The organism is Rhodococcus sp. Q1, from assembly GCF_004153645.1.
GTDB lineage: Bacteria > Actinomycetota > Actinomycetes > Mycobacteriales > Mycobacteriaceae > Rhodococcus > Rhodococcus gordoniae.
Window position 1 is genome coordinate 434488 of record NZ_SDMJ01000003.1, and the last position, 20477, is coordinate 454964.

General features: G+C 67.9%; 16 protein-coding genes. 6 read left to right on the forward strand and 10 right to left on the reverse strand.

The annotated features are described in order from the left end of the window. The first annotated feature begins 112 nt into the window (after positions 1 to 112). From secG to EQ874_RS10585, 4 genes are all read left to right on the forward strand, one after another. Positions 113 to 346: a preprotein translocase subunit SecG gene (gene secG / locus EQ874_RS10570; protein WP_026003669.1), complete on the forward strand. Its 234-nt coding sequence runs from the start codon at positions 113 to 115 to the stop codon at positions 344 to 346. Positions 347 to 410: 64 nt separating this feature from the next. Continuing rightward, complete coding sequence (gene ppc, locus EQ874_RS10575; protein ID WP_129976707.1) at positions 411 to 3173, forward strand: phosphoenolpyruvate carboxylase; 2763 nt, start codon at positions 411 to 413, stop codon at positions 3171 to 3173. Positions 3174 to 3261: 88 nt separating this feature from the next. Then, the gene (locus tag EQ874_RS10580; protein WP_129976708.1) at positions 3262 to 3600 is read left to right on the forward strand and encodes a YciI family protein; all 339 of its coding nucleotides are present in this window, start codon (positions 3262 to 3264) and stop codon (positions 3598 to 3600) included. Between the two features lie 3 nt (positions 3601 to 3603). Continuing rightward, positions 3604 to 4854, forward strand: coding sequence for an RNA polymerase sigma factor (locus tag EQ874_RS10585; RefSeq protein ID WP_129976709.1), 1251 nt, complete (start codon positions 3604 to 3606; stop codon positions 4852 to 4854). Between the two features lie 20 nt (positions 4855 to 4874). On the opposite strand, the gene EQ874_RS10590 is transcribed toward EQ874_RS10585, so the two are convergent. The 5 genes from EQ874_RS10590 to EQ874_RS10610 form a co-directional block, all read right to left on the reverse strand. Continuing rightward, positions 4875 to 6005, reverse strand: coding sequence for a DUF2235 domain-containing protein (locus EQ874_RS10590; RefSeq protein WP_064064906.1), 1131 nt, complete (start codon positions 6003 to 6005; stop codon positions 4875 to 4877). A 135-nt stretch (positions 6006 to 6140) separates the two neighbouring features. After that, positions 6141 to 6629, reverse strand: a complete 489-nt coding sequence (locus EQ874_RS10595) for an SRPBCC domain-containing protein (RefSeq protein WP_064064905.1) — start codon at positions 6627 to 6629, stop codon at positions 6141 to 6143. Between the two features lie 68 nt (positions 6630 to 6697). Beyond that, positions 6698 to 8137: an MFS transporter gene (locus EQ874_RS10600; RefSeq protein WP_129976711.1), complete on the reverse strand. Its 1440-nt coding sequence runs from the start codon at positions 8135 to 8137 to the stop codon at positions 6698 to 6700. Between the two features lie 297 nt (positions 8138 to 8434). Continuing rightward, positions 8435 to 9100 carry a pentapeptide repeat-containing protein gene (locus tag EQ874_RS10605; RefSeq protein WP_165369232.1) on the reverse strand — a complete coding sequence of 222 codons (666 nt, stop codon included), beginning with the start codon at positions 9098 to 9100 and terminating at the stop codon, positions 8435 to 8437. 203 nt (positions 9101 to 9303) lie between these two features. Beyond that, positions 9304 to 10911, reverse strand: a complete 1608-nt coding sequence (locus EQ874_RS10610) for a hypothetical protein (RefSeq protein WP_129976713.1) — start codon at positions 10909 to 10911, stop codon at positions 9304 to 9306. Between the two features lie 195 nt (positions 10912 to 11106). Between EQ874_RS10610 and EQ874_RS10615 the strand changes: the two genes are divergently transcribed. After that, on the forward strand, positions 11107 to 11790 hold the full coding sequence (locus EQ874_RS10615; RefSeq protein WP_129976714.1) for a hypothetical protein: 684 nt from the start codon (positions 11107 to 11109) through the stop codon (positions 11788 to 11790). Then, the gene (locus tag EQ874_RS10620) at positions 11787 to 13556 is read left to right on the forward strand and encodes a GMC family oxidoreductase N-terminal domain-containing protein (RefSeq protein ID WP_064064902.1); all 1770 of its coding nucleotides are present in this window, start codon (positions 11787 to 11789) and stop codon (positions 13554 to 13556) included. The genes EQ874_RS10615 and EQ874_RS10620 overlap by 4 nt, the downstream gene beginning before the upstream one ends. A gap of 385 nt (positions 13557 to 13941) precedes the next feature. On the opposite strand, the gene pgl is transcribed toward EQ874_RS10620, so the two are convergent. The 5 genes from pgl to tkt are packed head-to-tail and all read right to left on the reverse strand — an operon-like array spanning position 13942 to position 20397. After that, positions 13942 to 14703: a 6-phosphogluconolactonase gene (gene pgl / locus EQ874_RS10625; RefSeq protein ID WP_129976715.1), complete on the reverse strand. Its 762-nt coding sequence runs from the start codon at positions 14701 to 14703 to the stop codon at positions 13942 to 13944. Further along, positions 14696 to 15604 carry a glucose-6-phosphate dehydrogenase assembly protein OpcA gene (opcA, locus tag EQ874_RS10630; RefSeq protein WP_347400870.1) on the reverse strand — a complete coding sequence of 303 codons (909 nt, stop codon included), beginning with the start codon at positions 15602 to 15604 and terminating at the stop codon, positions 14696 to 14698. The genes pgl and opcA overlap by 8 nt, the downstream gene beginning before the upstream one ends. Further along, positions 15601 to 17142 carry a glucose-6-phosphate dehydrogenase gene (zwf, locus tag EQ874_RS10635; protein ID WP_026003409.1) on the reverse strand — a complete coding sequence of 514 codons (1542 nt, stop codon included), beginning with the start codon at positions 17140 to 17142 and terminating at the stop codon, positions 15601 to 15603. Before zwf ends, opcA begins: the two co-directional genes overlap by 4 nt. A gap of 2 nt (positions 17143 to 17144) precedes the next feature. Continuing rightward, positions 17145 to 18290, reverse strand: coding sequence for a transaldolase (tal, locus tag EQ874_RS10640; protein ID WP_129976717.1), 1146 nt, complete (start codon positions 18288 to 18290; stop codon positions 17145 to 17147). Positions 18291 to 18294: 4 nt separating this feature from the next. Next, positions 18295 to 20397 carry a transketolase gene (tkt, locus tag EQ874_RS10645; protein ID WP_129976718.1) on the reverse strand — a complete coding sequence of 701 codons (2103 nt, stop codon included), beginning with the start codon at positions 20395 to 20397 and terminating at the stop codon, positions 18295 to 18297. Positions 20398 to 20477: the final 80 nt, after the last annotated feature.

Here is a 20477-nt window from a genome sequence, read left to right on the forward strand (position 1 = left end):
CCGGCATCGTGCTCGCAGCGACCCTCACCGGCACACCCACGCCGTCGTCCCACGACGAGCGGGTAAGCTGACGCCGACGTCGCCCACCATCCGAAGGACATCGAACACCGACATGGAACTGTTCCTGGACATCCTCCTGATCGTCACGAGCCTGCTGCTCATCCTGCTGGTGCTGCTGCACCGCGGTAAGGGCGGTGGTCTGTCCAGCCTGTTCGGTGGCGGAGTCCAGTCCAATCTCTCCGGCTCGACGGTGGCGGAGAAGAACCTCGACCGTCTCACCGTCTTCACCGGCATCATCTGGGTGATCGCGATCCTCGGCATCGGACTGCAGATCAAGTTCAGCTGATCCGACCGGGCGCACGGCCGCGTGCGCGGTCGCGCACCGGCCACGAGGCACACATACTGGCCGTATGACGGACGCTGTGCCTACATCTGCGACAGAACCTCTCCGCGAGGACATCCGCCTGCTCGGCGGCATCCTCGGCAACGTCATCCGCGAGCAGGCGGGAGCCGACACCTTCGACCTGGTCGAATCGGCCCGGGTGGAGAGCTTCCGGATCCGGCGCTCCGAGATCGACCGCACCGCACTCGCCGACCGCTTCGCCGGCGTCGCCACCGACGACCTGCTTCCCGTCGCCCGCGCGTTCAGTCATTTCGGTCTGCTCGCCAATCTCGCCGAGGATCTGCACCGCGAACGACGCCGCGCCCTGCACGTGCGGGCAGGCGACCCGCCGCAGGACAGCAGTCTCGCCGCCACCTACGCCAAGCTCGACGCGGCCGGCCCGAGCCTGGACGTCGGCACCGTGACCGACGCGCTGTCCTCCGCCCTCGTCGCTCCTGTCATCACCGCTCATCCCACCGAGACCCGGCGGCGCACGGTCTTCGACGTGCAGACCGCCGTCACCGACCTCATGCGGCGCCGGGAGAAGACCGACGACCCCGCCGCGCTCGAGGAGATCGACCGTGCGCTCTACCGGCACATCCTCACCCTCTGGGACACCGCGCTCATCAGGCTTGCGCGGCTGCGGATCAGCGACGAGGTCGACAACGGTCTGCGCTATTACGACCTCGCGCTGTTCGACGTCGTGCCCGCTCTCAACGCCGAAGTGCGCCGCGAACTCCGGCGACGCTGGCCCGACGCCGCGGTGCTCACCGAGCCGCTGGTGCGGCCCGGCACCTGGATCGGTGGCGACCGCGACGGCAACCCCAACGTCGACGGGGAAGTCGTCACCACCGCCGCGAATCGTGCCTGCGAGACCGCGCTGCGTCATCACCTCACCGAACTCGCGGCGCTCGAACGCGAACTGTCGATGTCCGAACGCACCGCGACCATCAGCGGTGCCCTGAAGAAACTCGCCGACGACTCGGGCGACGAGGATCCCGCGCACAGTGACGAGCCTTACCGGCGTGCCGTGCACGGCATCCGCGCTCGCCTCACCGCGACCGCGGAACGGTTGCTGCCCGGCGTCGACCTGCCCCACACGGTGCGCATCCCGTGCGAACCGTATCCTCACCCGGCCCGCCTGCACACCGACCTGAACATCGTCGACGCATCCTTGCGTGCGGGTGGTGCCGCGGTGATCGCCGACGACCGGCTCGCCCACCTGCGCAGCGCCGTCGAGGTCTTCGGGTTCCACCTCGCACCGCTCGACCTGCGGCAGAACTCCGAGGTACACGAGAACGTCGTCGCCGAACTGCTCTCCTGGGCGGGGGTCACCGACCGCTATCGCGATCTGCCGGAAGACCAGAAGGTCGCGCTCCTCACCGCGGAACTGCGGATTCGCCGCCCGCTCACCGCCGCCGATGCGCACCTGTCGGACGAGACCGCGAAAGAACTCGGCATCCTGCGTGCCGCCGCCGAAGTGGTCCGCCGCATCGGACCGGCCGCCATCGAGCACTACATCATCAGCATGTGCACCTCGGTGTCCGACCTGCTCGAGGTCGAGGTACTGCTCAAGGAGGTCGGCCTGCTCGACCTCGACCGCGGCTATCCGCGCAGCACGGTGCAGGTCATCCCGCTCTTCGAGACGATCGACGACCTGCGCGGCGGCGCTGCCACGCTGACCGCGGCCCTCGCCGTGCCCGAGTTCCGCAGCCTCGTCGACGGGCACGACGGCCTGCAGGAGATCATGCTCGGGTACTCCGACTCCAACAAGGACGGCGGCTATCTCGCCGCCAACTGGGCGCTCTACCGCGCGGAACTCGACCTCGTCGACGCGGCTCGCACCGCCGGGATCCGGCTGCGTCTGTTCCACGGTCGCGGCGGTACCGTCGGCCGCGGTGGCGGACCGAGCTACGACGCCATCCTCGCCCAGCCGCCAGGAGCGGTTCAGGGATCGTTGCGCCTCACCGAGCAGGGTGAGGTCATCGCCGCGAAGTACCGCGAACCGGTGCTCGCCCGCCGCAATCTCGAAGCGCTCGTCTCGGCGACACTGGAATCGAGCCTGCTCGACGTCGAAGGCCTCGGAAAGGACGCACCGGAGGCCTACCGGATCCTCGACGAACTCGCCGACCTGGCCCGCGCCGCATACAGCCGCCTGGTCCACGAGACGCCGGGCTTCGTCGAGTACTTCACCACGGCGACACCGGTCTCGGAGATCGGGGCGCTCAACATCGGCAGCCGTCCTGCCTCCCGCAAGCAGACGAAGGCGATCAGCGACCTGCGGGCCATCCCGTGGGTGCTCTCCTGGACGCAGAGCCGTGTGATGCTCCCCGGCTGGTACGGCACCGGAACGGCCGTGCACGACTGGGTATCCGGCGATCCGGACCGATTGGCAACTCTGCAGGATCTCTACCGACGCTGGCCCTTCTTCCGTTCGGTGTTGTCGAACATGGCGCAGGTGCTCGCCAAGTCCGATCTCGGCCTGGCCGCCCGGTACTCCGAACTCGTCGACGACACCGAACTGCGTGAGCGGGTGTTCGGCAGCATCGTCGACGAGCACGCCCGCACCGTCGTCGCCTACGAGCAGATCACGGGGTACGACTCGCTCGTCGCGGACAATCCTGCCCTCGAGCGGTCGCTGCACAACCGGTTCCCGTACCTCGAACCGCTCAACCATCTGCAGGTCGAGTTGCTGCGCCGGTTCCGCGCCGGCGAGGACACCGACCGGGTCCGGCGCGGCATCCAGATCACGATGAACGGTCTCGCCACGGCGTTGCGCAACAGCGGCTAGAAAAATTTCTCGTCGGGTTGTCGATACGGCAGGTGCCCGTTCGTCGTGATGGTGTAGGACGAACACCACACAGACGGGAGCGACCGCCATGAAGTACATGCTGCTGATCTACGCATCCACGACCGACGAGCCCACCTGCACCGTCGAGGACTGGCAGAACTACGAGAAGGCGATGCGCGACGCGGGAGTCCTCGTGTCCGGGCACGCTTTGCAGGATCTCGTCACCGCGACGTCCGTGCAGGTCGACGCGAACGGGCGACGCACGGTGACAGACGGACCGTTCGGCGAGAGCCGCGAGGTGCTCGGCGGATGCGACGTCATCGACGTCGGCAGTCTGGACGAGGCACTCGACTGGGCGGCCCGCTGCCCCGGTTCGAGGGACGGCGGCACGGTCGTGGTGCGGCCGATCGCGGACTTCGGGGACTGAGCGATGGAGGAACCGGCCGCGACCGTCGAGGCGGTGTTCCGGGAGGAACACGGCCGGCTCCTCGCCGCGCTCGTCCATCGGTTCGGCGATCTCGACCTCGCGGAGGAGGTCGCATCGGACGCGCTGGAAACGGCGCTCGTACGCTGGCCGGCCGACGGGGTGCCCGAGCGTCCGGGTGCCTGGCTGCTCACCACGGCGAGGCGCCGAGCGCTGGACCGGGTACGCCGCGACCGCGTGTATGCGACACGCCTCGCCGAACTCGCCATCGACACCGAACGTCGCACGTCGAACGAACCACCCGAGACCGGTGAGCTGCCGGACGACCGCCTCGAACTGTTCTTCACCTGCGCCCACCCCGCCCTCGCCGCCGACGACCGCGTCGCGCTGATCCTGCGCTGCCTCGGCGGACTCACGACGAACGAGGTGGCCCGCGCCTTCCTCCTTCCGCCGCCGACGATGGCGCAACGGATCGTGCGGGCCAAGAAGAAGATCCGCGGTGCTCGCATTCTGTTCCGGGTGCCGGGCCCCGACGAACTGCCGGAGCGACTACCGGCGGTGCTTGCGGCGCTCTACTCGATCTTCACCGAGGGTTATGTCGCGAGCAGCGGCGAACATCTGCAACGCCTCGACCTCGCCGAGGAAGCGATCCGCCTCGCGCGCATCCTGCACCGCCTGATGCCGACGGAACGGGAGGTGAGCGGGCTGCTCGCGCTCATGCTGCTCGTCCATGCACGCCGGGACGCACGCACCGACCCGTCGGGCGCGATGATGCTGCTCGACGTACAGGACCGCACCCGCTGGGACCGCTCGATGATCGAGGAGGGCAGTTCGCTGGTGGTCGCCGCACTCACCGGGGGACCACCCGGCCCGTACGGAGTGCAGGCCGCCATCGCCGCACTGCACGACGAAGCGAACGACGTCGACAGCACCGACTGGCCGCAGATCGTCGCGCTCTACGACGTGCTGACCGCACTGAGCCCGTCGCCGGTCGTCGCACTGAACCGCGCCGTGGGGGTTGCGATGCGCGACGGGCCCGCGGCCGGACTCGAACTCCTCGACGGTCTCGCGGAGGAGCCGAGTCTGCGCGACTACGGGCCGTACGCGGTGGCGCGGGCCGAGTTGCTGAGCCGGGTCGGTCGGAAAGGTGAAGCGGCCGAGGCGTATCGGCGCGCGCTCGAGCTCGCCGGTACCGAACCCGAGCGGCGACACCTTCGATCGAGACTCGTGAGGTCGGCGAACCCACCGGGTGAGTAGAGGATTGCGGGCGCTGGAGCTTACGATTCGGGCAACTCCGGGTCGCCGCGTGATTCCGAGAGAGCGAGCGGCACGGGATCGTCCGGAGGTTCCGGGTCGCACCAGCCGTCGTCGATGCATGCCGGATCGTCCGGGCCGTCTCGGAAGTCGTCCCACCGGAACAGCACGCTCGCGTGGAAGTTCGCGTCGGGTGGGATCGGGCGCCGTGTGCGACCGGCAAGGATCCAGATCCGGCCCATACGATTCGGCTTCGCCTTTGCGTACTCTTTGTCCCGCTGGGGAAGTCCACGCAACTCCGCTTTCCGACGCAGCAGTACCCCGTGCTCACGTGCCCCGTCGAGCACCCACAGAAGCGAGATGTTGGCGAGTCTGTCGTCCTTGAATCCGCCACCCACGTCGGAATGGACGCCGGTGAACCAGGCTTCTTGGATTGCCGCGTTCGTCACCAAGTCCGCCTTGTACGGCCTGCGATATTCGTCGATCGAGACGGCATGCCGACCTGCTTCCACATTCGGGAGGTCCTCGGTCTTCACGAAGTGAAGGTCTCGCCGGAACAGGCCGGGGGCGCTGACAGTGTCCCAGATGCCGAGGTAGTGCACAGGAACGGAGAACGAGCCGTTCGGCGCACGGCACACGGTGGCGGAGAATTCCTGGGCGGCTTTCTCGTTCTCCTCTGTCCACTCGCCCCGGGGCGCATACCTGGCGATCGCATACTGGACGAGGTTTTCTGCCGCAGGTCGTGGAATGCCGATGACGTGCAACATGCCCGCAAACGCCCGGGCCGTGTACGCACCTCGGCTGAACCCGAAGAGATAGATTCGATCTCCCGGCTCCCACTGGTTCATCAGGAAGGCGTAGGCCTCCGCGAGATTCGTCTTGATTCCGACGCCGAATGCGAGCCCGAGCGTGCGCGAGATCTTCTGCCCGACGCGTGTCGACGCGCCGGCCGACGAGAATGTGCCGACCCCCGGGTCGTAGTAGACGATCTGTTCGCCCGTGGTGTTCTCGAGTGCTCGGAACAATCGGACGACGTTGGTGTTCCCCGTGGCGCGAATTTCGTTCCCGGTGCCGTCGAAGCACAGGACGATGTTCTTCGATCCTTTCTTCGTCGTTGTTTCGGTCTGCTGTGTGTCTGTTCCGGGCTGCGGCATAGTAGGACTCCCTGAATGCGTCCGGCTGGTAGACCCGACGCTAGGAGCCCTGACAGGACGTCTCACGGGTAGTGCACTACTCGAATCCGTCCGACGCGTCGGACGGCGTTTCTGCATCGGACGCGTCCGTGCCGGTCAGCGGTATTCGTCGACCAGGTCGAGATAGTCGTCCCATGACGGTGGGCGGGTGCCGGCCAGTGCTGCGTCGAGACGGTCGAGGTAGTACTGCCAGCCCGGCCCGATCTCTCCGGCTTCCGAGCGCGGAACGTGACGGTGCGTGAACTCGAGGGTGGTGACCTTTCCGACCTGGTGCAGCGCAACCTCGAGTTGCCACCCGTCCACGTCGACGGCGAATCCGTCCGGGGGAGAACACCGAAGGATGTCCACGTATGTGGTGGCCGAGTCGTGGTCGTCGGTCATCGTCAACCGCACACGGCCCGTGGCCGGGTCGCCGGTGTATGTGCCGTACCAGCGACCCAGCTTCTCGGAGTCGGTGAGTGCCGCCCAGACCTCGCCGATCGGGAGCGGGAAGTTGCGGTGGTAGCTCAGCCGCACCAGCGACGAGTCGCTCGGGCAATCACGCTCCGGGTTCACTTCGCCTGTGATCGTCCTCGGCGTGCTCATCACGGCTCCTCTCATGGGCGCTCGCCTCACCGAAATTGTCCTGTATCCGGCTGTCGGCGCGAGCCGTTTCACCGCGATGGTTCCTCCGCTGTGGCCAAGGAGGTGCGCAGCCGTTGGTTCGGCAGCAGGGCGACCGCGACGAGTCCGACGACGGACAGCACCGACAGCAGGAGGAAGACCCGGTCGGTGCCCTCGCCGTGGGGCGGGACCGTCGCGGCGAGGAGGGGCAGACCCACGGCCGCTCCGATGAGGCGGAAGAAGAAGACCGCCGCACCGGCCGCACCGAAACGCTCCGGGGCGACGGCGTTCTGGACCAGCGTCACGAGGTTCTGCAGCAGGACCCCGATCCCCAGACCGAGCAGCAGGACTGCGAGCTCGATCCACCACGGAGCGGTGTTGCCGTCGGCGCACGCGAGCATCGCGCATCCGGCGACCTGGAGCACGGACCCGGCCACGAGCAGTGCCTTCCACCTGCCGGAGCGAGCGATGAGACGACCCGAGGTGTAGGAGGAGGACGCGAGTCCGAACACCAAGGGAGTCAGCAGGATCCCTGTGGCAGTGGCCGTGTGGTGGCGCACCGCCTGAAAGTACTCGCTGAGGAAGGACAGCGTTGCGTAGAACGCGAACCCGGACGACACGGACGTGATCAGAGCGCACGCGACGGTGCGCTGCCCGAGCAGATCCACCGGCACCACAGGGACGGGAGTGCGGCGTTCGACGGCGAGCGCAGCGACGAGCAGGACACCGCCGACGACGAAGTATCCGACCTGCGGCCACGACAACCGGCTCCCGCCGCCGGAGCTGACCCACACGAGCACCAGCGTCACCCCGGCTGTGAGCAGTACCGCGCCGGCCCAATCGACCCGCGCATCCGACGAGCTGCGCGGCCGCGACTTCAGCCTGCGTCGCAGTGCGACCAGCGCCACGCCGGCCGGTACCGCGGGCACGAGGAAACAGGCCCGCCAACCGAGAGGAGTGTCGACGAGTGCGCCGCCGAGGAGCGGACCGCCCGCCATCGACACCGCCATGACCACGGCGCCGTACCCGGCATAACGGCCCTGTTCCCGCGGCGGGATGAGAGCGCCGAGCACCGCCACGGTCACGGCCACGACGCCGCCGAGACCGACCCCGTGCACCACGCGACCGGCGAGGAGAACGGACAGAGCCGGAGCGCAGGCCGAGATCACCGACCCCGCCGTCAATGTCAACAGCGCCGCCTGGACGAGAAGACGCGTGTCGTAGCGGTCGGATATCGATCCCCAAACCGGGGTGGTGGTCGCGTTGGCGAGGAGAGCGACCGTGATGATCCAGGTCAGGCCGACGGAGCCGCCACCGAGTTCTGCTGTGACGGCAGGTAGTGCGGGGATCGCGACGGTGCCCGAGAGCAATGCGGCGAACAGCGCTGCGAGCAGGGGGAGCAGCACCGCGAGGATGTCGTGATGGGTGGGTGGTGGGTCGACGGATGTCGGTGACGAGAGCTGCGGAACCGCAGCTCGGTGCGAGGACATGACGGGGTCCTTGGACGAAGTCGGCGTTCGACGGAGTCGAGGGCAGGGCCGGAACCGAATGCGACACGAAGTGAGGGCGCACGGGGATCGGACCGCCGGAAGGCGGGATCACCGATGCGATACTCGTCGCTCCGTCTTCTGCATTCGCATTACTTCTCCTCGAACGGGTGGACGCTTCCGTGTCCACCGAATCGATATTCCCAGTGTGCGCCGTCGGCAGGCATCAGCACGAGTAGTGCGTTACTCGATCTCCTCCGGACCGAATAGGACCGAGTACCTACAGGCGTAGTACCCGACTCAACGGGGGACAGCAGGCGGGGGCGGTGCAGTTCCGTCGGTCCAGGTGGTGCTGGCGTCGTACACGATGCCGGTCAGGTCGGCCTCGCGAAGCTCGGTGCCGATCAACGTTGCGCCTGTGAGGTCGGCACCGTAGAGGTCGACGTCGGTCAGGTGAGCAGCCGTGAGGTCGGTTCCTCGGAGATCGGCGTAGGCCAGCACGGTCTCGGCCAGATCGGCATCGTAGAGATCTGCATCGGTCAGAGAGGCGCCGGCAAGACAGGATGCCGACAGATCGATCGCGTTGGGTCCATCGTGATCAGCATTCCGTCGCCCGATGGCCGTGAGAGCCGCTTGCACATCGACCGAGGGGCGAGGCTCGGCGAGGGGATCCGGCGATTCGGCGCACCCTGGCGTGACGGGGGAATGGGTTCGGACGAAAGCACCCAGGACCTCGAAGATCGTCGGATGATCGCGAACGGAGTCGCGGGACAGGCGTTCGAGGGAATAGACCGCGCCCAAGCGGACGTCGAGCGCCGACGAGCCCAGCTGCTCGACGGCTCTGCTGAAACGCTCGGTGAGGAGTCCCTGTTCGGAGAGTTGGTACTGGTTCTCGTTGGCGCGTAACGACTGGCCGGAGAACCAGAGCGCACCGACCGCAGCGACCGTGGTGGCAAGTGACGCCACCTTGGGCCAGCCGTGCCACCCGAAGATCCGACCGCCGCGAAGGCTGATCCGCGCCCACCACGACTGTGGTGTCGACAGAGGTGACGGATGTCGTGTCGTGGGTCGCAACCGCTCCGCCTGTCTCCGGCGGCGCGGTTCGGGAGGGCGAGGTGGCGTTGTGCGCGTGGGGTCCATGCGTCTTCCTGTATCGGGTCAGACCCGTCCTACATCGGGTTCGAGCATTCACGGCCCGCGGGGTGGCTGCCACATTCGCAAGCATCGAGGTCGTGGTGGGGAGCGGTCGTCTCATCCGATACCGGCTCACCTCGATCGTCGAGTTCGATGTGCCGATCAGGCATCAAGGTTCGAGCACGCCAGGCTTGTATGTAGCTGATCCACTCGTCGTCGCACAACGCGCCGGTCAGTAGTTCCAGACGGCACTCGGCGGTGTCCGGGGAATCGCCACGGCGGGCAATCGCGTCGACCAGAGCGTTGCGGTAGGCGCATCTCCGTTTGGCCGCCAGGAGATCGGTGGCGCTGCGGATTCCCAACGCGTGCAAATCGGACAGCACTTCCGTGCCCTCGAGGTCGCCGGGATCGTCCGTCTTCGGAGACTCGACGATGTGTAGGCGCAGGATCGCCTGGTCTACCCAGTCGACGAGACGCCCGACCGGGATTCGCGTTTCGAGCAACAGGTCCACGAGATCGTGGTGCGCGAGAGCCTCGATGTTGGGTACGCCCTCGTCGATCAAACGTGCCTGGTCGTAGAGGTCGAGTCCTTCGATGTCGGTCAGTGGTAGTTGCTCTTCGAGGGCACGGCGATCCTTGGGGAGAAGGCGGTGTCGCAGAGTCTGGCGGAGCAGCACCATCCCTGTTTCAGGAAGCACGCCGATCAGGAACGCCAACGGCAGCACCGTGGCGTCGTAGATCCATGACTCCGGTGATTCGACGACGGCCTGTAGCAGGCAGGCCAGGATGGCGACGGTGATCACTCGCACGGTGATCGCGCTGTATGCCTTCGGTCGTAGGTCGTTCCGGGAATAGCGGCGCAGACAGGTGTTCAGGGAGAAGAAGTATGCGCCCAGGAACGCGAACGCAAGAGGGTCGGCGAGCGCAGCGAAAAGGGTTGTGTCGGGCGCGGTGGGGGAATGCAGGGCCATGGTCCAGCCCAACGCGATGGTGACAGTGGAGACGAGGATGGGCCACAGTCGCTGAGTGGCGTTCACCGTCGTGGTCTGTTCGTCTGCAGCGTAGAAGACCTCGTCCATCTGGCTGCCGTACTTCGACTGCACGTCTGCCAGCGTGCGGACATTCGGGTCCAGCCGGAAGATCTGCCATTCGAAGCGGTCGCGCAGCGTGCTCAAACGTTGACGGTCGAACAGGAAGAACAACAGACCCGGCAACATGGTTGCCACTGCCACGAACACGACGGCGACGATGGGTGCCTCGGTGATCCTCACCAGCCCGGCCCGGAACGCCAGGACGGGCACTGCCACGCTGATCGCGAGCATGCACCACAGCGTGACCGTGTGCAGTTGACGGCGGGAACGCGGTTTGGCGCCGTCGAGACGTTTCTCGACCGAGGGTCGAACAGGGGACACGAGTCCGCGACGTATCAGACCTTGCCAAAGCCACTGTTCTTCGGTTTCGGTGAGCACGCGGCGTTCGAGTGGTGAGAACACGAGTGTTCGGCCGTCCGCGCGGGTGATGCGAAGCCGGGAAGGCGTCGCATTGCGCAGCGTGAACTCGGGAGGTGCGGCCGGGCTGTCTCCCTGGCTGCGGTGCCGCTTCCAGATCGTCGCGAACCGGCTGTCTTCCCTCTTCTGCAACATGATTCTCACCCCGTTGCACCGATCGACCGTGTTCGAATCCTCCGCGCTTCGGGCGCGGACGACACGGGTAGCGAGCTACCCGATTTCCGTTGATGGCTCCGCCGGTCCGTACGACCGACGGGCGATTCGGGCGAAATACCGCACCCGTTCCGTGACATCTCGTACGCTGCACGCCGGAAGCGACGAGGGGGCGACGTGGACGACGCGCAACAGGGGTACTGGAACAGGCGGCGTTTTCTCGCCGGAATGGCCACGACCATGGCGGCCCTGGTCGGCACCGCAGGGGTGTTCGCGCGGGAGTCGGCCGCGAGTCCGCCGAGCGAGACGCCTCCGGTGCGCGACACGATCAACGGAGTGCTCGCGTTCGTCGTACCCGGCAACGACCTGTACTCGCACCAGCAGGGCGTGTGGACCGACAGGCCCGGTGGCGTCACCGTCGGCACGGCGGAATCCCTCGAGCGAACTTTGGACCAGGCGTCGCCGATGCCGCTGCTCGGCCCCGAGGCGGGCAACCTGCCCGGCGCCGCGGCGATCGCGGTGCTGCTCAACACCTTCGGTGTCACCGCCGACCCGCGTTCGGTGAGTGGGCCGTTCGCGGCGCCCTTCGCGAACCTGAGTCACGCCGCGAAAGCGCAGGTCTTGGAATGGCTCGACACCGACCCGCGTTTCGAAGGTCTGGTGCTGAAGTTCGTGGTCAATGCCATCCCCACCCTGGCGGCCTTCGCGGCCTTCGCGGAGGTCTCCGCTTACGACCGCGCGCGCCGGCAGATCACGGGACGCCCGGTCGGCTGGGAGCTGAGCCGCTATGCCGGGCCGAGCGACGGGTGGGACGAGTTCCTGGGCTACTACGGCGGAATCGACGAGGTGGGGGACAGATGACCGACGTCATCGTCATCGGGGCCGGTGGCGGCGGACCCGTCGTGGCCAAGGAGCTCGCAGCGCGCGGCCTCGACGTGCTCGTTCTCGAGGCAGGACCTCGCTTCGCCGACCCGGAGAACGAGTGGACCCACTTCGAGGACGACATCAACAATCCGATCACCGGGCTGTTCCGCCACGGGCCGGGAGACCGCTCGGGCACGCCGTGGCTGCGTGATCTGCCTCAGAACTCGTTCGTGTGGCAGGTGTCCGGCGTGGGGGGCACCACGCTCCACTTCTTCGGTAACTCACCGCGGGCGGCACCCGGCGCGTTCTCCGGATACGACGGCGCCGACCGCGACATGTACGACACGGCGCACCTGTTCCCCTTCGGCTACGACGATCTGCGTCCCTACTACGAGTGGGTGGAGGCCACGTTGCCCGTGCAGACCGCACCGATGGGTGCCAAGGAGCAATTGTTCCTGCGGGGCGCAGCCGCCATGGGTCTGCCGCACCAGACCTCGCTCGACACCACCGGGGCAGCCCACCGCGCCCAGCAGAACGCGATCCTCCAACCCGGTGGCACCGCCGGCCGCACCCGCGACCGCGCGCGTCTGCACCATCCCGAAGCGCGGGGTTGCACGATGTGCGGGCACTGTTATCAGGGTTGTTTCCTGCCGCTGGGGGCGCCGCGGAATCTCAAGGCCAAACGGTCCACCGACAACTCGTACGTCCCGATGATGCTCACCGCAGACGCGTGGTCATCCCCGGGGCGTGCCGTCACTCTGATCGCCGATGCGGTGGTCTCCGAGATTCTCGTCGACGAGGTGAACGGGGAGACCGTGGCACGCGGCGTGCGGTTCACGACAGCGGGGGAGGAGCACGAGGCGACCGCCCCGGTGGTGGTGCTGGCGGCCGGGTGCATCGAGAGCCCGCGATTGTGGCTGAACTCGACGCTGCCGAATCCGAACGGTTGGGTCGGCCGCGGTCTCACCGACCACCACATGGACGCGGTCTTCGGCGTCTTCGACGAGTACACCGGACAGACGCGCGGACCGGGTTCCAACGCTCGCGTCGATCTGCCCGGCTACGGCGGGATCGAGCAGGTCGGTCTGCCCCCGGCGTTGATCGCGTATGCGCTGAACTTCAGCGACTCCGGCATCCACGGGTACGGACGTGCCGGCGGTGTCGTCGATTCCGCGGGGGCCGACAGTATGGGGCGGCTCGTCGGACGCGACCTGCTCGACACGATGGCGGACGCCGACCGCGTCCTCGCGGCGCTCGTCATCTCGGACGACGACGTCGAACCTGACAACCGCGTGACGCTCTCACCGATCCTGTATCCGGACGAAGGAGGTCCGGCGCCGCGGGTGACCGTGCAGCATCGTCGGCGCTCGGCTCGTACCCGCCGCAATCGTGACTACGCGACCCGCAAGGCCGTCGAGTTGATGAGGGCGGCGGGTGCGAAGAGGGTGCATCGCTGCGATTGGCCGCCGCTGATCCTGCACTCGCAGTCGAGCATGAGGATGGGGGTGAGCGACCGGGATTCGGTGCTCGATGCCGACGCCGAAGCGCGGTGGGTGAAAAGGCTGTTCGTCGCCGACAATTCGGCGCTCGCCAACAGTCTGGGAGGTCCGAACCCGACGTTGACGACGCAGGCGCTCGCCACCCGCACAGCCGAGAAGATCTTCGCGAAGTACTTCGGTGGCGATCCCTGGGTGGCACGTGAGAACCCCGTGTCGTCGATCGACGACCGCGTCACCGCCGCGGTGATCGAACGGGGTATCTGACCGCTCGCTCCCGAATCGGAACCGTCGATTTCGTTCCGAATGGAACCGTCGGGCGTCCCGGCGCGTCGAACGAGACAGAGGGCCGTGACGACAACGGTCCACGACGGGAGGAGTTCACCGGCATGGACCCACGAACGGTGCGATGTGTCCCGGGCCGATCACCACTACGAGCACTACGGTCGACGGCAGGTCCGCGATCGTCGATTCGGATGCGTTGTGTGCGAAGCGGTCTCGACGACCGCAGCGGTGGCCACTCCGCAGGGGATCGTCGCACGGAGACGGACGAGGCCGACGACCCCGACTTCGATGGTGCCGGCGCGTGAGCGCCGAGTCGCCGATCGCGGCCTCACGACGCAGGCAGCGATCTCGGCAGTACTCGGCTCGATCATGAGGCCGGAAGTTGCGCGGCGGCCTCCGGATCGAGGAACCACACGGTGCGTTCGGTGCCACGGGCGCCCGCCGAGGGGAAATCCTCCGGTGCGGCACCGGCCCCGGCCGCCGCGACGGCCTCGGCCTTGGCGGAGCCGGTGACCAGCAGCCACACCTGGCGCGCCCGTTGTACGGCGGGCAGCGTCAACGTCACCCGTGCCGGCGGCGGCTTCGGTGAATCGTCGACACCCACCACGAAACGCTCGGACTCGCGCACCGCATCGGTATGGGGGAACAGCGAATTGATGTGTCCCTCACCGCCCATCCCGAGCAGGTGCACGTCGAACACCGGCACGGTGCCGTCGGGGGAGTGTGCGGCCAGGAGCTCGGAGTACCGTTGCGCCGAGTCCTGCGGCGTGCTGCACCCGTCCTCGCCGAGCGCCGGCATGGCGTGGATGCGGGTCGGGTCGATCGGCACGTGGTCGAGCAGAGCGTGCCGGGCCTGCACCTCGTTGCGATCCGGATCGCCGGGCGGGAGGAAACGCTCGTCGCCGAAGTAGACGTTCACTGCCGACCAGTCGATACCGCCCTGGGCGCGGCGCACATGCTCGAGCATCGCGATACCGGTGCCGCCGCCGGTGAGCACGACATGGGCCTGCACCCGCTCGCGCTGCGCGGCGACGACCGCGTCGACGAAGGCGGACGCCGCCGCGCTCGCGACCTCGTCGGCATCGGCGAAACGCAGGATCTCGGACGGGTTCCGGGCGAGGTCAGACATATTCCACCTTCGGCAGGGCCGACAACGCGGCTTCGTAGACTTCGTCGGGATCGAGTCGGCGCAGTTCCTCGGCGAGGCATTCGGCCGAGTTCCGGCGCGCCAGGCTGATCAGCGAATCGGGTTTGTGGGTACGTTCGAGGGTTGCCACGCGGCCTTCCTGCGGTCGCTCCAGAGCGATCGTCTGCGAGGTCGTGCGCAATTCCACCCTCAGTTCGCCGATCGTTCGCTCGACGGGACAGTCGAGACGGCTCGCGAGCCAGCCTGCGAGCAGATCGACGGCGGGCTCGGTTCGCAGCCCCGAGACACGGGCCGAGAGCACCGGCTCGTGCGGTGGCTGGTCGAGCGCCGAGACCAGCAGTGCCCGCCAGTAGGTGATCCGTGCCCAGGCCAGATCCGTGTCGCCCGGCCGATAACCGGACAAACGGGTGGCGAGATCGGCCTGCGGGTCGTCGGAGTTGGTCACGTCGGTGATGCGGCGGACGGCGAGACGTCCCACCGGATCCTCGGCCGGTACCGCAGGGGCCTGGTTGGGCCACCACGCGACGACGGGGGTGTCCGGCAGCAGGAACGGCACCACAACCGATTCCTGGTGCTCACCGAGTTCGCCGTGCAGGGCGAGGATCAACGCCTCGGACGCGCCCGCCTCACCGGCGACCCGGATCTCCGCGTCGAGCCTCGACGGGCCGTCCTGGCGACCACGACCGACGACGATGACGCGGCAGGGATGTTCCTTCGACGCCTCGGTGGCCGCGGTGATCGCGGCGTCGAGGCCACGGGCGTCGCCGGCGCACACGATGAACGTGAGAACACGTCCCTGCGTGACCATTCCGCTCGACCGTCGCAACTCCACCAGCTTGCGGCTGATGGCGTTGGCGGAGGTGTTACGCAACTGCAGCCTCACGGACGCCTCCATTCCCGGCCCGTACGACGGAGCATCTCGTCGGCCGAATGCGGACCCCACGTACCGGACTCGTAGGGTTCCGGTCGTCCGTTCGCCGCCCAGTGCTCGAGCACCGGATCGAGGATCTTCCAGGACAATTCGACTTCCTCGTCCACCGGGAACAACGACGGGACGCCGAGGAGCACATCCAGGATCAGTCGCTCGTAGGCCTCGGGGGAGGAGACCGTGAACGCCTGGCCGTAGCTGAAGTCCATGTTCACGTCCCGGACTTCCATCTCGGAGCCGGGCACCTTCGACCCGAAGCGCATCGTGATGCCTTCGTCGGGTTGTACGCGGATCACCAGCGCGTTCTGACCGAGCTCCTCGGTCATGGTCTTGTCGAACGGCAGGTGCGGGGCCCGCTTGAAGACCACTGCGATCTCGGTGACGCGGCGGCCGAGGCGCTTGCCGGTGCGCAAGTAGAAGGGCACACCCGCCCAGCGGCGGGTGTCGACCTCGAGGGTGATGGCCGCGTACGTCTCGGTGGTCGAATCCGCCGCGAAGCCCTTCTCCTCGAGCAGACCGACGACCTTCTCGCCGCCCTGCCACCCGGATGCGTACTGGCCGCGCGCGGTGGTCTCCTCGAACGGCTCGGCCGGCCGGGTCGCCGACAGCACCTTGATCTTCTCCGCGTGCAGCTCCGACGCCGCGAAGCTCACCGGCTCCTCCATCGCGGTGAAGGCGAGCAGCTGAAGCAGGTGATTCTGGATGACGTCGCGGGCTGCTCCGATGCCGTCGTAGTAGCCGGCGCGACCACCGAGGCCGATGTCCTCGGCCATCGTGATCTGCACGTGGTCGACGTAGTGTGCGTTCCACACCGGCTCGAACATCTGGTTCGCGAAACGCAACGCGAGGATGTTCTGAACCGTCTCCTTGCCGAGATAGTGATCGATGCGGAAGACGGATTCCTCGGAGAACACCTCACCGACAACCGAATTGAGTTCGCGTGCGCTCTCGAGGTCGTGCCCGAAGGGCTTCTCGATCACGACGCGGCTCCACGAGCCGTTGCGTTGCGCGGCCAGACCCGAACGCGACAGCTGCCCGCACACCACGGGGAAGGCGTCCGGCGGGACCGACAGGTAGAACGCGTGGTTGCCGCCCGTACCCCGTTCGCGGTCGAGCTTCTCGAGGGTCGTCGCGAGTTCCGCGAATGCCGCGTCGTCGTCGAAGGTGCCCTGCACGAAGCGGATCCCTTCCGCGAGGCGCTGCCAGACCTCCTCGCGGAAGGGGGTACGCGAATGTTCACGCACCGCGTCGTGGACCACCTGACCGAAATCCTCGTCGGCCCAATCCCTCCGGGCGAAACCGACGAGCGCGAATCCGGGCGGCAGGAGACCGCGGTTGGCGAGATCGTAGACGGCGGGCATCAACTTGCGCCGGGCGAGATCGCCGGTCACACCGAAGATCACCAGCGCGCACGGGCCGGCGATACGGGGCAGTCTGCGATCTCTGTTGTCCCGGAGCGGATTCACCCACTCCGCCGCACCGGATTCGGGCACGTTCAGCCCTCCGCGCCCGGCGCGTGAGCCGCGAGCTGTTCCGTCGTTGCCGCGAGCAGGTCCTTCCAGGACACGACGAACTTCTCCACGCCCTCGTCCTCGAGCTTGCGGAAGACGTCGGGAAGATCCACGCCGACCGAGGTCAGCGCGTCGAACACCTGCTGGGAAGCGGCGACGTTGCGTGTCACGGTGTCGCCCGTGACCTCGCCGTGGTCGGCGACGGCCTCGAGGGTCTTCTCCGGCATCGTGTTGACGGTATTCGGCGCGACCAGCTCGGTGACGTAGAGCGTGTCGGGGTAGTCGGGGTTCTTCACACCCGTCGACGCCCACAGCGCACGCTGGGGAACGGCACCGGCCTCGGCGAGCTGCTCGAAGCGCGTTCCGCCTTCGAACGCCCGCTGGTAGGCGGCGTACGCGAGTCGCGCGTTGGCCAAGCCGGCCTTGCCGCGCAGAGCCAGCGCCTGATCGGTGCCGATCTCCTCGAGGCGCGGGTCGATCTCGGTATCGACACGCGAGACGAAGAACGACGCCACCGAGCGGATCGCCGACAGGTCGTGCCCGGCGGCCTTCGCCGCGGTGAGACCGTCGAGGTAGGCCTCGATGACCCGCTCGTAGCGCTCGACCGAGAAGATCAGGGTGACGTTGACGCTGACACCCTCACCGATCACCCGGGCGATGGCCGGCAGGCCCGCCACCGTCGCGGGGATCTTGATGAACAGGTTCGGGCGGTCGACGACGCGCCACAGGTCGAGGGCCTGCTGGACGGTGTCGTCCGTCTTGTGCGCCAGACGCGGGTCGACCTCGATCGACACCCGTCCGTCGAGACCGCCGGTCGCCTCGAACACCGGTGCGAGGACGTCGCAGGCCGAACGGACGTCGTCGGTGGTGACCGTGCGGATCGCCTCGGTGGCGTCGGCGCCGGCTCCGGCGAGGTCGCGGATCTGCGCGTCGTAGGCGTGGCCCTTCGACAGGGCGGCCTGGAAGATCGACGGATTGGTCGTCACACCGACGACGCTGCGGGTGGCGACGAGCTCGGCGAGCTTGCCGGAGTCGATGAGGTCGCGCGACAGGTCGTCCAGCCACACCGACACACCCTGGGCGGACAGTTCGGCCAGCGCAGCGTTCTGCGTGGAGGTCTGCTGGGTCATCGGATCATCCCTTCACTCGGGTCAGCGAGCGGCGCGCAGCGTCGACGACGGCCTCGGCGGTGATGCCGAACTCGCGGTACAGGGTCTTGTAGTCGGCGGAAGCGCCGTAGTGCTCGAGCGAGACCGGCTCACCGGCGTCGCCGATCAGGCGGTACCACGGCATGGCGAGCCCGGCCTCGACGGACACGCGGGCGCGCACCGACGGGGGCAGGACCTCGTCGCGGTAGGCCTGGTCCTGCTCGAGGAAGCGGTCGAGCACCGGCACGGAGACGACGCGGGTGGCCACACCGTCGGCCTCGAGGGTCTCGCGGGCGGCGACGGCGAGCTGGACCTCGGATCCGGTCGCGAGGATCACGACCTCCGGGGTCCCCGAGGACGCCTCGGCCAGGACGTAGGCGCCGCGGGCGACACCCTCGGCGGCCTTCTCCCGCGTGCCCTCGAGCACGGGGACGTTCTGGCGGGTCAGCGCGAGCGCGGTCGGGCCCGTGCGGTTCTCCAACGCGGCCTTCCACGCGAACGACGTCTCGTTGGCGTCGGCCGGGCGGATCACCGCGAGGTTCGGGATCGCTCGCAGCGCCGCGAGGTGCTCGATCGGCTGGTGGGTCGGGCCGTCCTCACCGAGACCGATCGAATCGTGCGTCCACACGTAGATCGACGGGGTCTGCATGAGGGCCGCGAGACGCACCGCAGGTCGCATGTAGTCGGAGAAGACGAGGAAGGTGCCGCCGTAGGGGCGGGTCGGGCCGTGCAGGGCGATGCCGTTGAGGATCGAACCCATGGCGTGCTCGCGCACACCGAAGTGCAGGGTGCGTCCGTAGGGCTGCGCGTTCCAGTCCTTCGTGGAGATCGCCTCGGGGCCGAAGGAGTCGGAACCGGGGATCGTGGTGTTGTTGCTGCCGGCGAGGTCGGCGGAGCCGCCCCACAGCTCGGGCAGCACCGGTCCGAGCGCGGCGAGGGCCTTGCCGGACGCCGAGCGGGTCGCGGGACCGCTCTCGGTGGGCTCGTAGGTCGGCAGGGCGTCGACCCAGCCCTCCGGGAACTCACCGGCGTACAGGCGGTCGAACAGCTCCTTGCGTTGCGGCTCGCGGGTGGCCCACGCGTCGAAGTCGGCCTGCCACGCCGCGCGCGCCTCGGCGCCACGCGTCACGACCTGCCGGGTGTGCTCGATCACCGCCGGATCGACGTCGAAGTTCTTCTCGGGGTCGAAGCCGAGGATCTTCTTGATCTCGGCGACCTCGTCGGCGCCGAGCGCGGCACCGTGCGCGTCGCCGCTGTTCATCTTCGTCGGGGCCGGGTAGCCGATGATCGTGCGGACGGAGATGAAGGACGGACGGTCGGTGACGGCCTTCGCGGCCTCGACGGCCTCGAGCAGTGCGGTGACGTTCTCGCCGCCCTCGACGGTCTGTACGTGCCAGCCGTACGCCTCGTAGCGCTTGGCGACGTCCTCACCGAGAGCGATCGCGGTGTCGTGCTCGATGGAGATCTTGTTGTCGTCGTAGAAGACGATCAGGTTGCCGAGCTGCTGGACACCGGCGAGCGACGACGCCTCGGAGGTCACGCCCTCCTCGATGTCGCCGTCGGAGGCGATCACGTAGACGTAGTGGTCGAACGGGCTCTTGCCTGCGGGCGCCTCGGGATCGAACAGGCCGCGCTCGCGGCGGGCAGCCATCGCCATGCCGACCGCGGACGCGAGACCCTGGCCGAGCGGGCCGGTGGTCATCTCGACCCCGGCGGTGTGCCCGTACTCGGGGTGGCCCGGGGTGAGCGAACCCCACGTGCGCAGTGCCTCGAGGTCGGCGAGTTCGAGACCGTAGCCGGACAGGTACAGCTGGACGTACAGCGTCAGGCTCGAATGTCCGCACGAGAGTACGAAGCGGTCGCGGCCGACCCACTCGTGGTCGGTCGGATCGTGACGCATCACACGCTGGTAGAGGGTGTACGCGAGAGGAGCGAGGCTCATCGCGGTACCGGGATGCCCGTTTCCGACCTTCTGCACGGCGTCGGCGGCGAGCACGCGCGCGGTGTCGACCGCCTTGGTGTCCAGGTCGGTCCAGTCGGCAGGATGCGCAGGCTGGGTGAGGGTGCGGATCTCGTCTGTGATCGACACGAGCGTGAAGTCTCCTGACATGGGTGTACGGGGTCCCGGCGGGTGGAAGTCGGCCCGCGCGCTACTTCAGACTAGTGCGC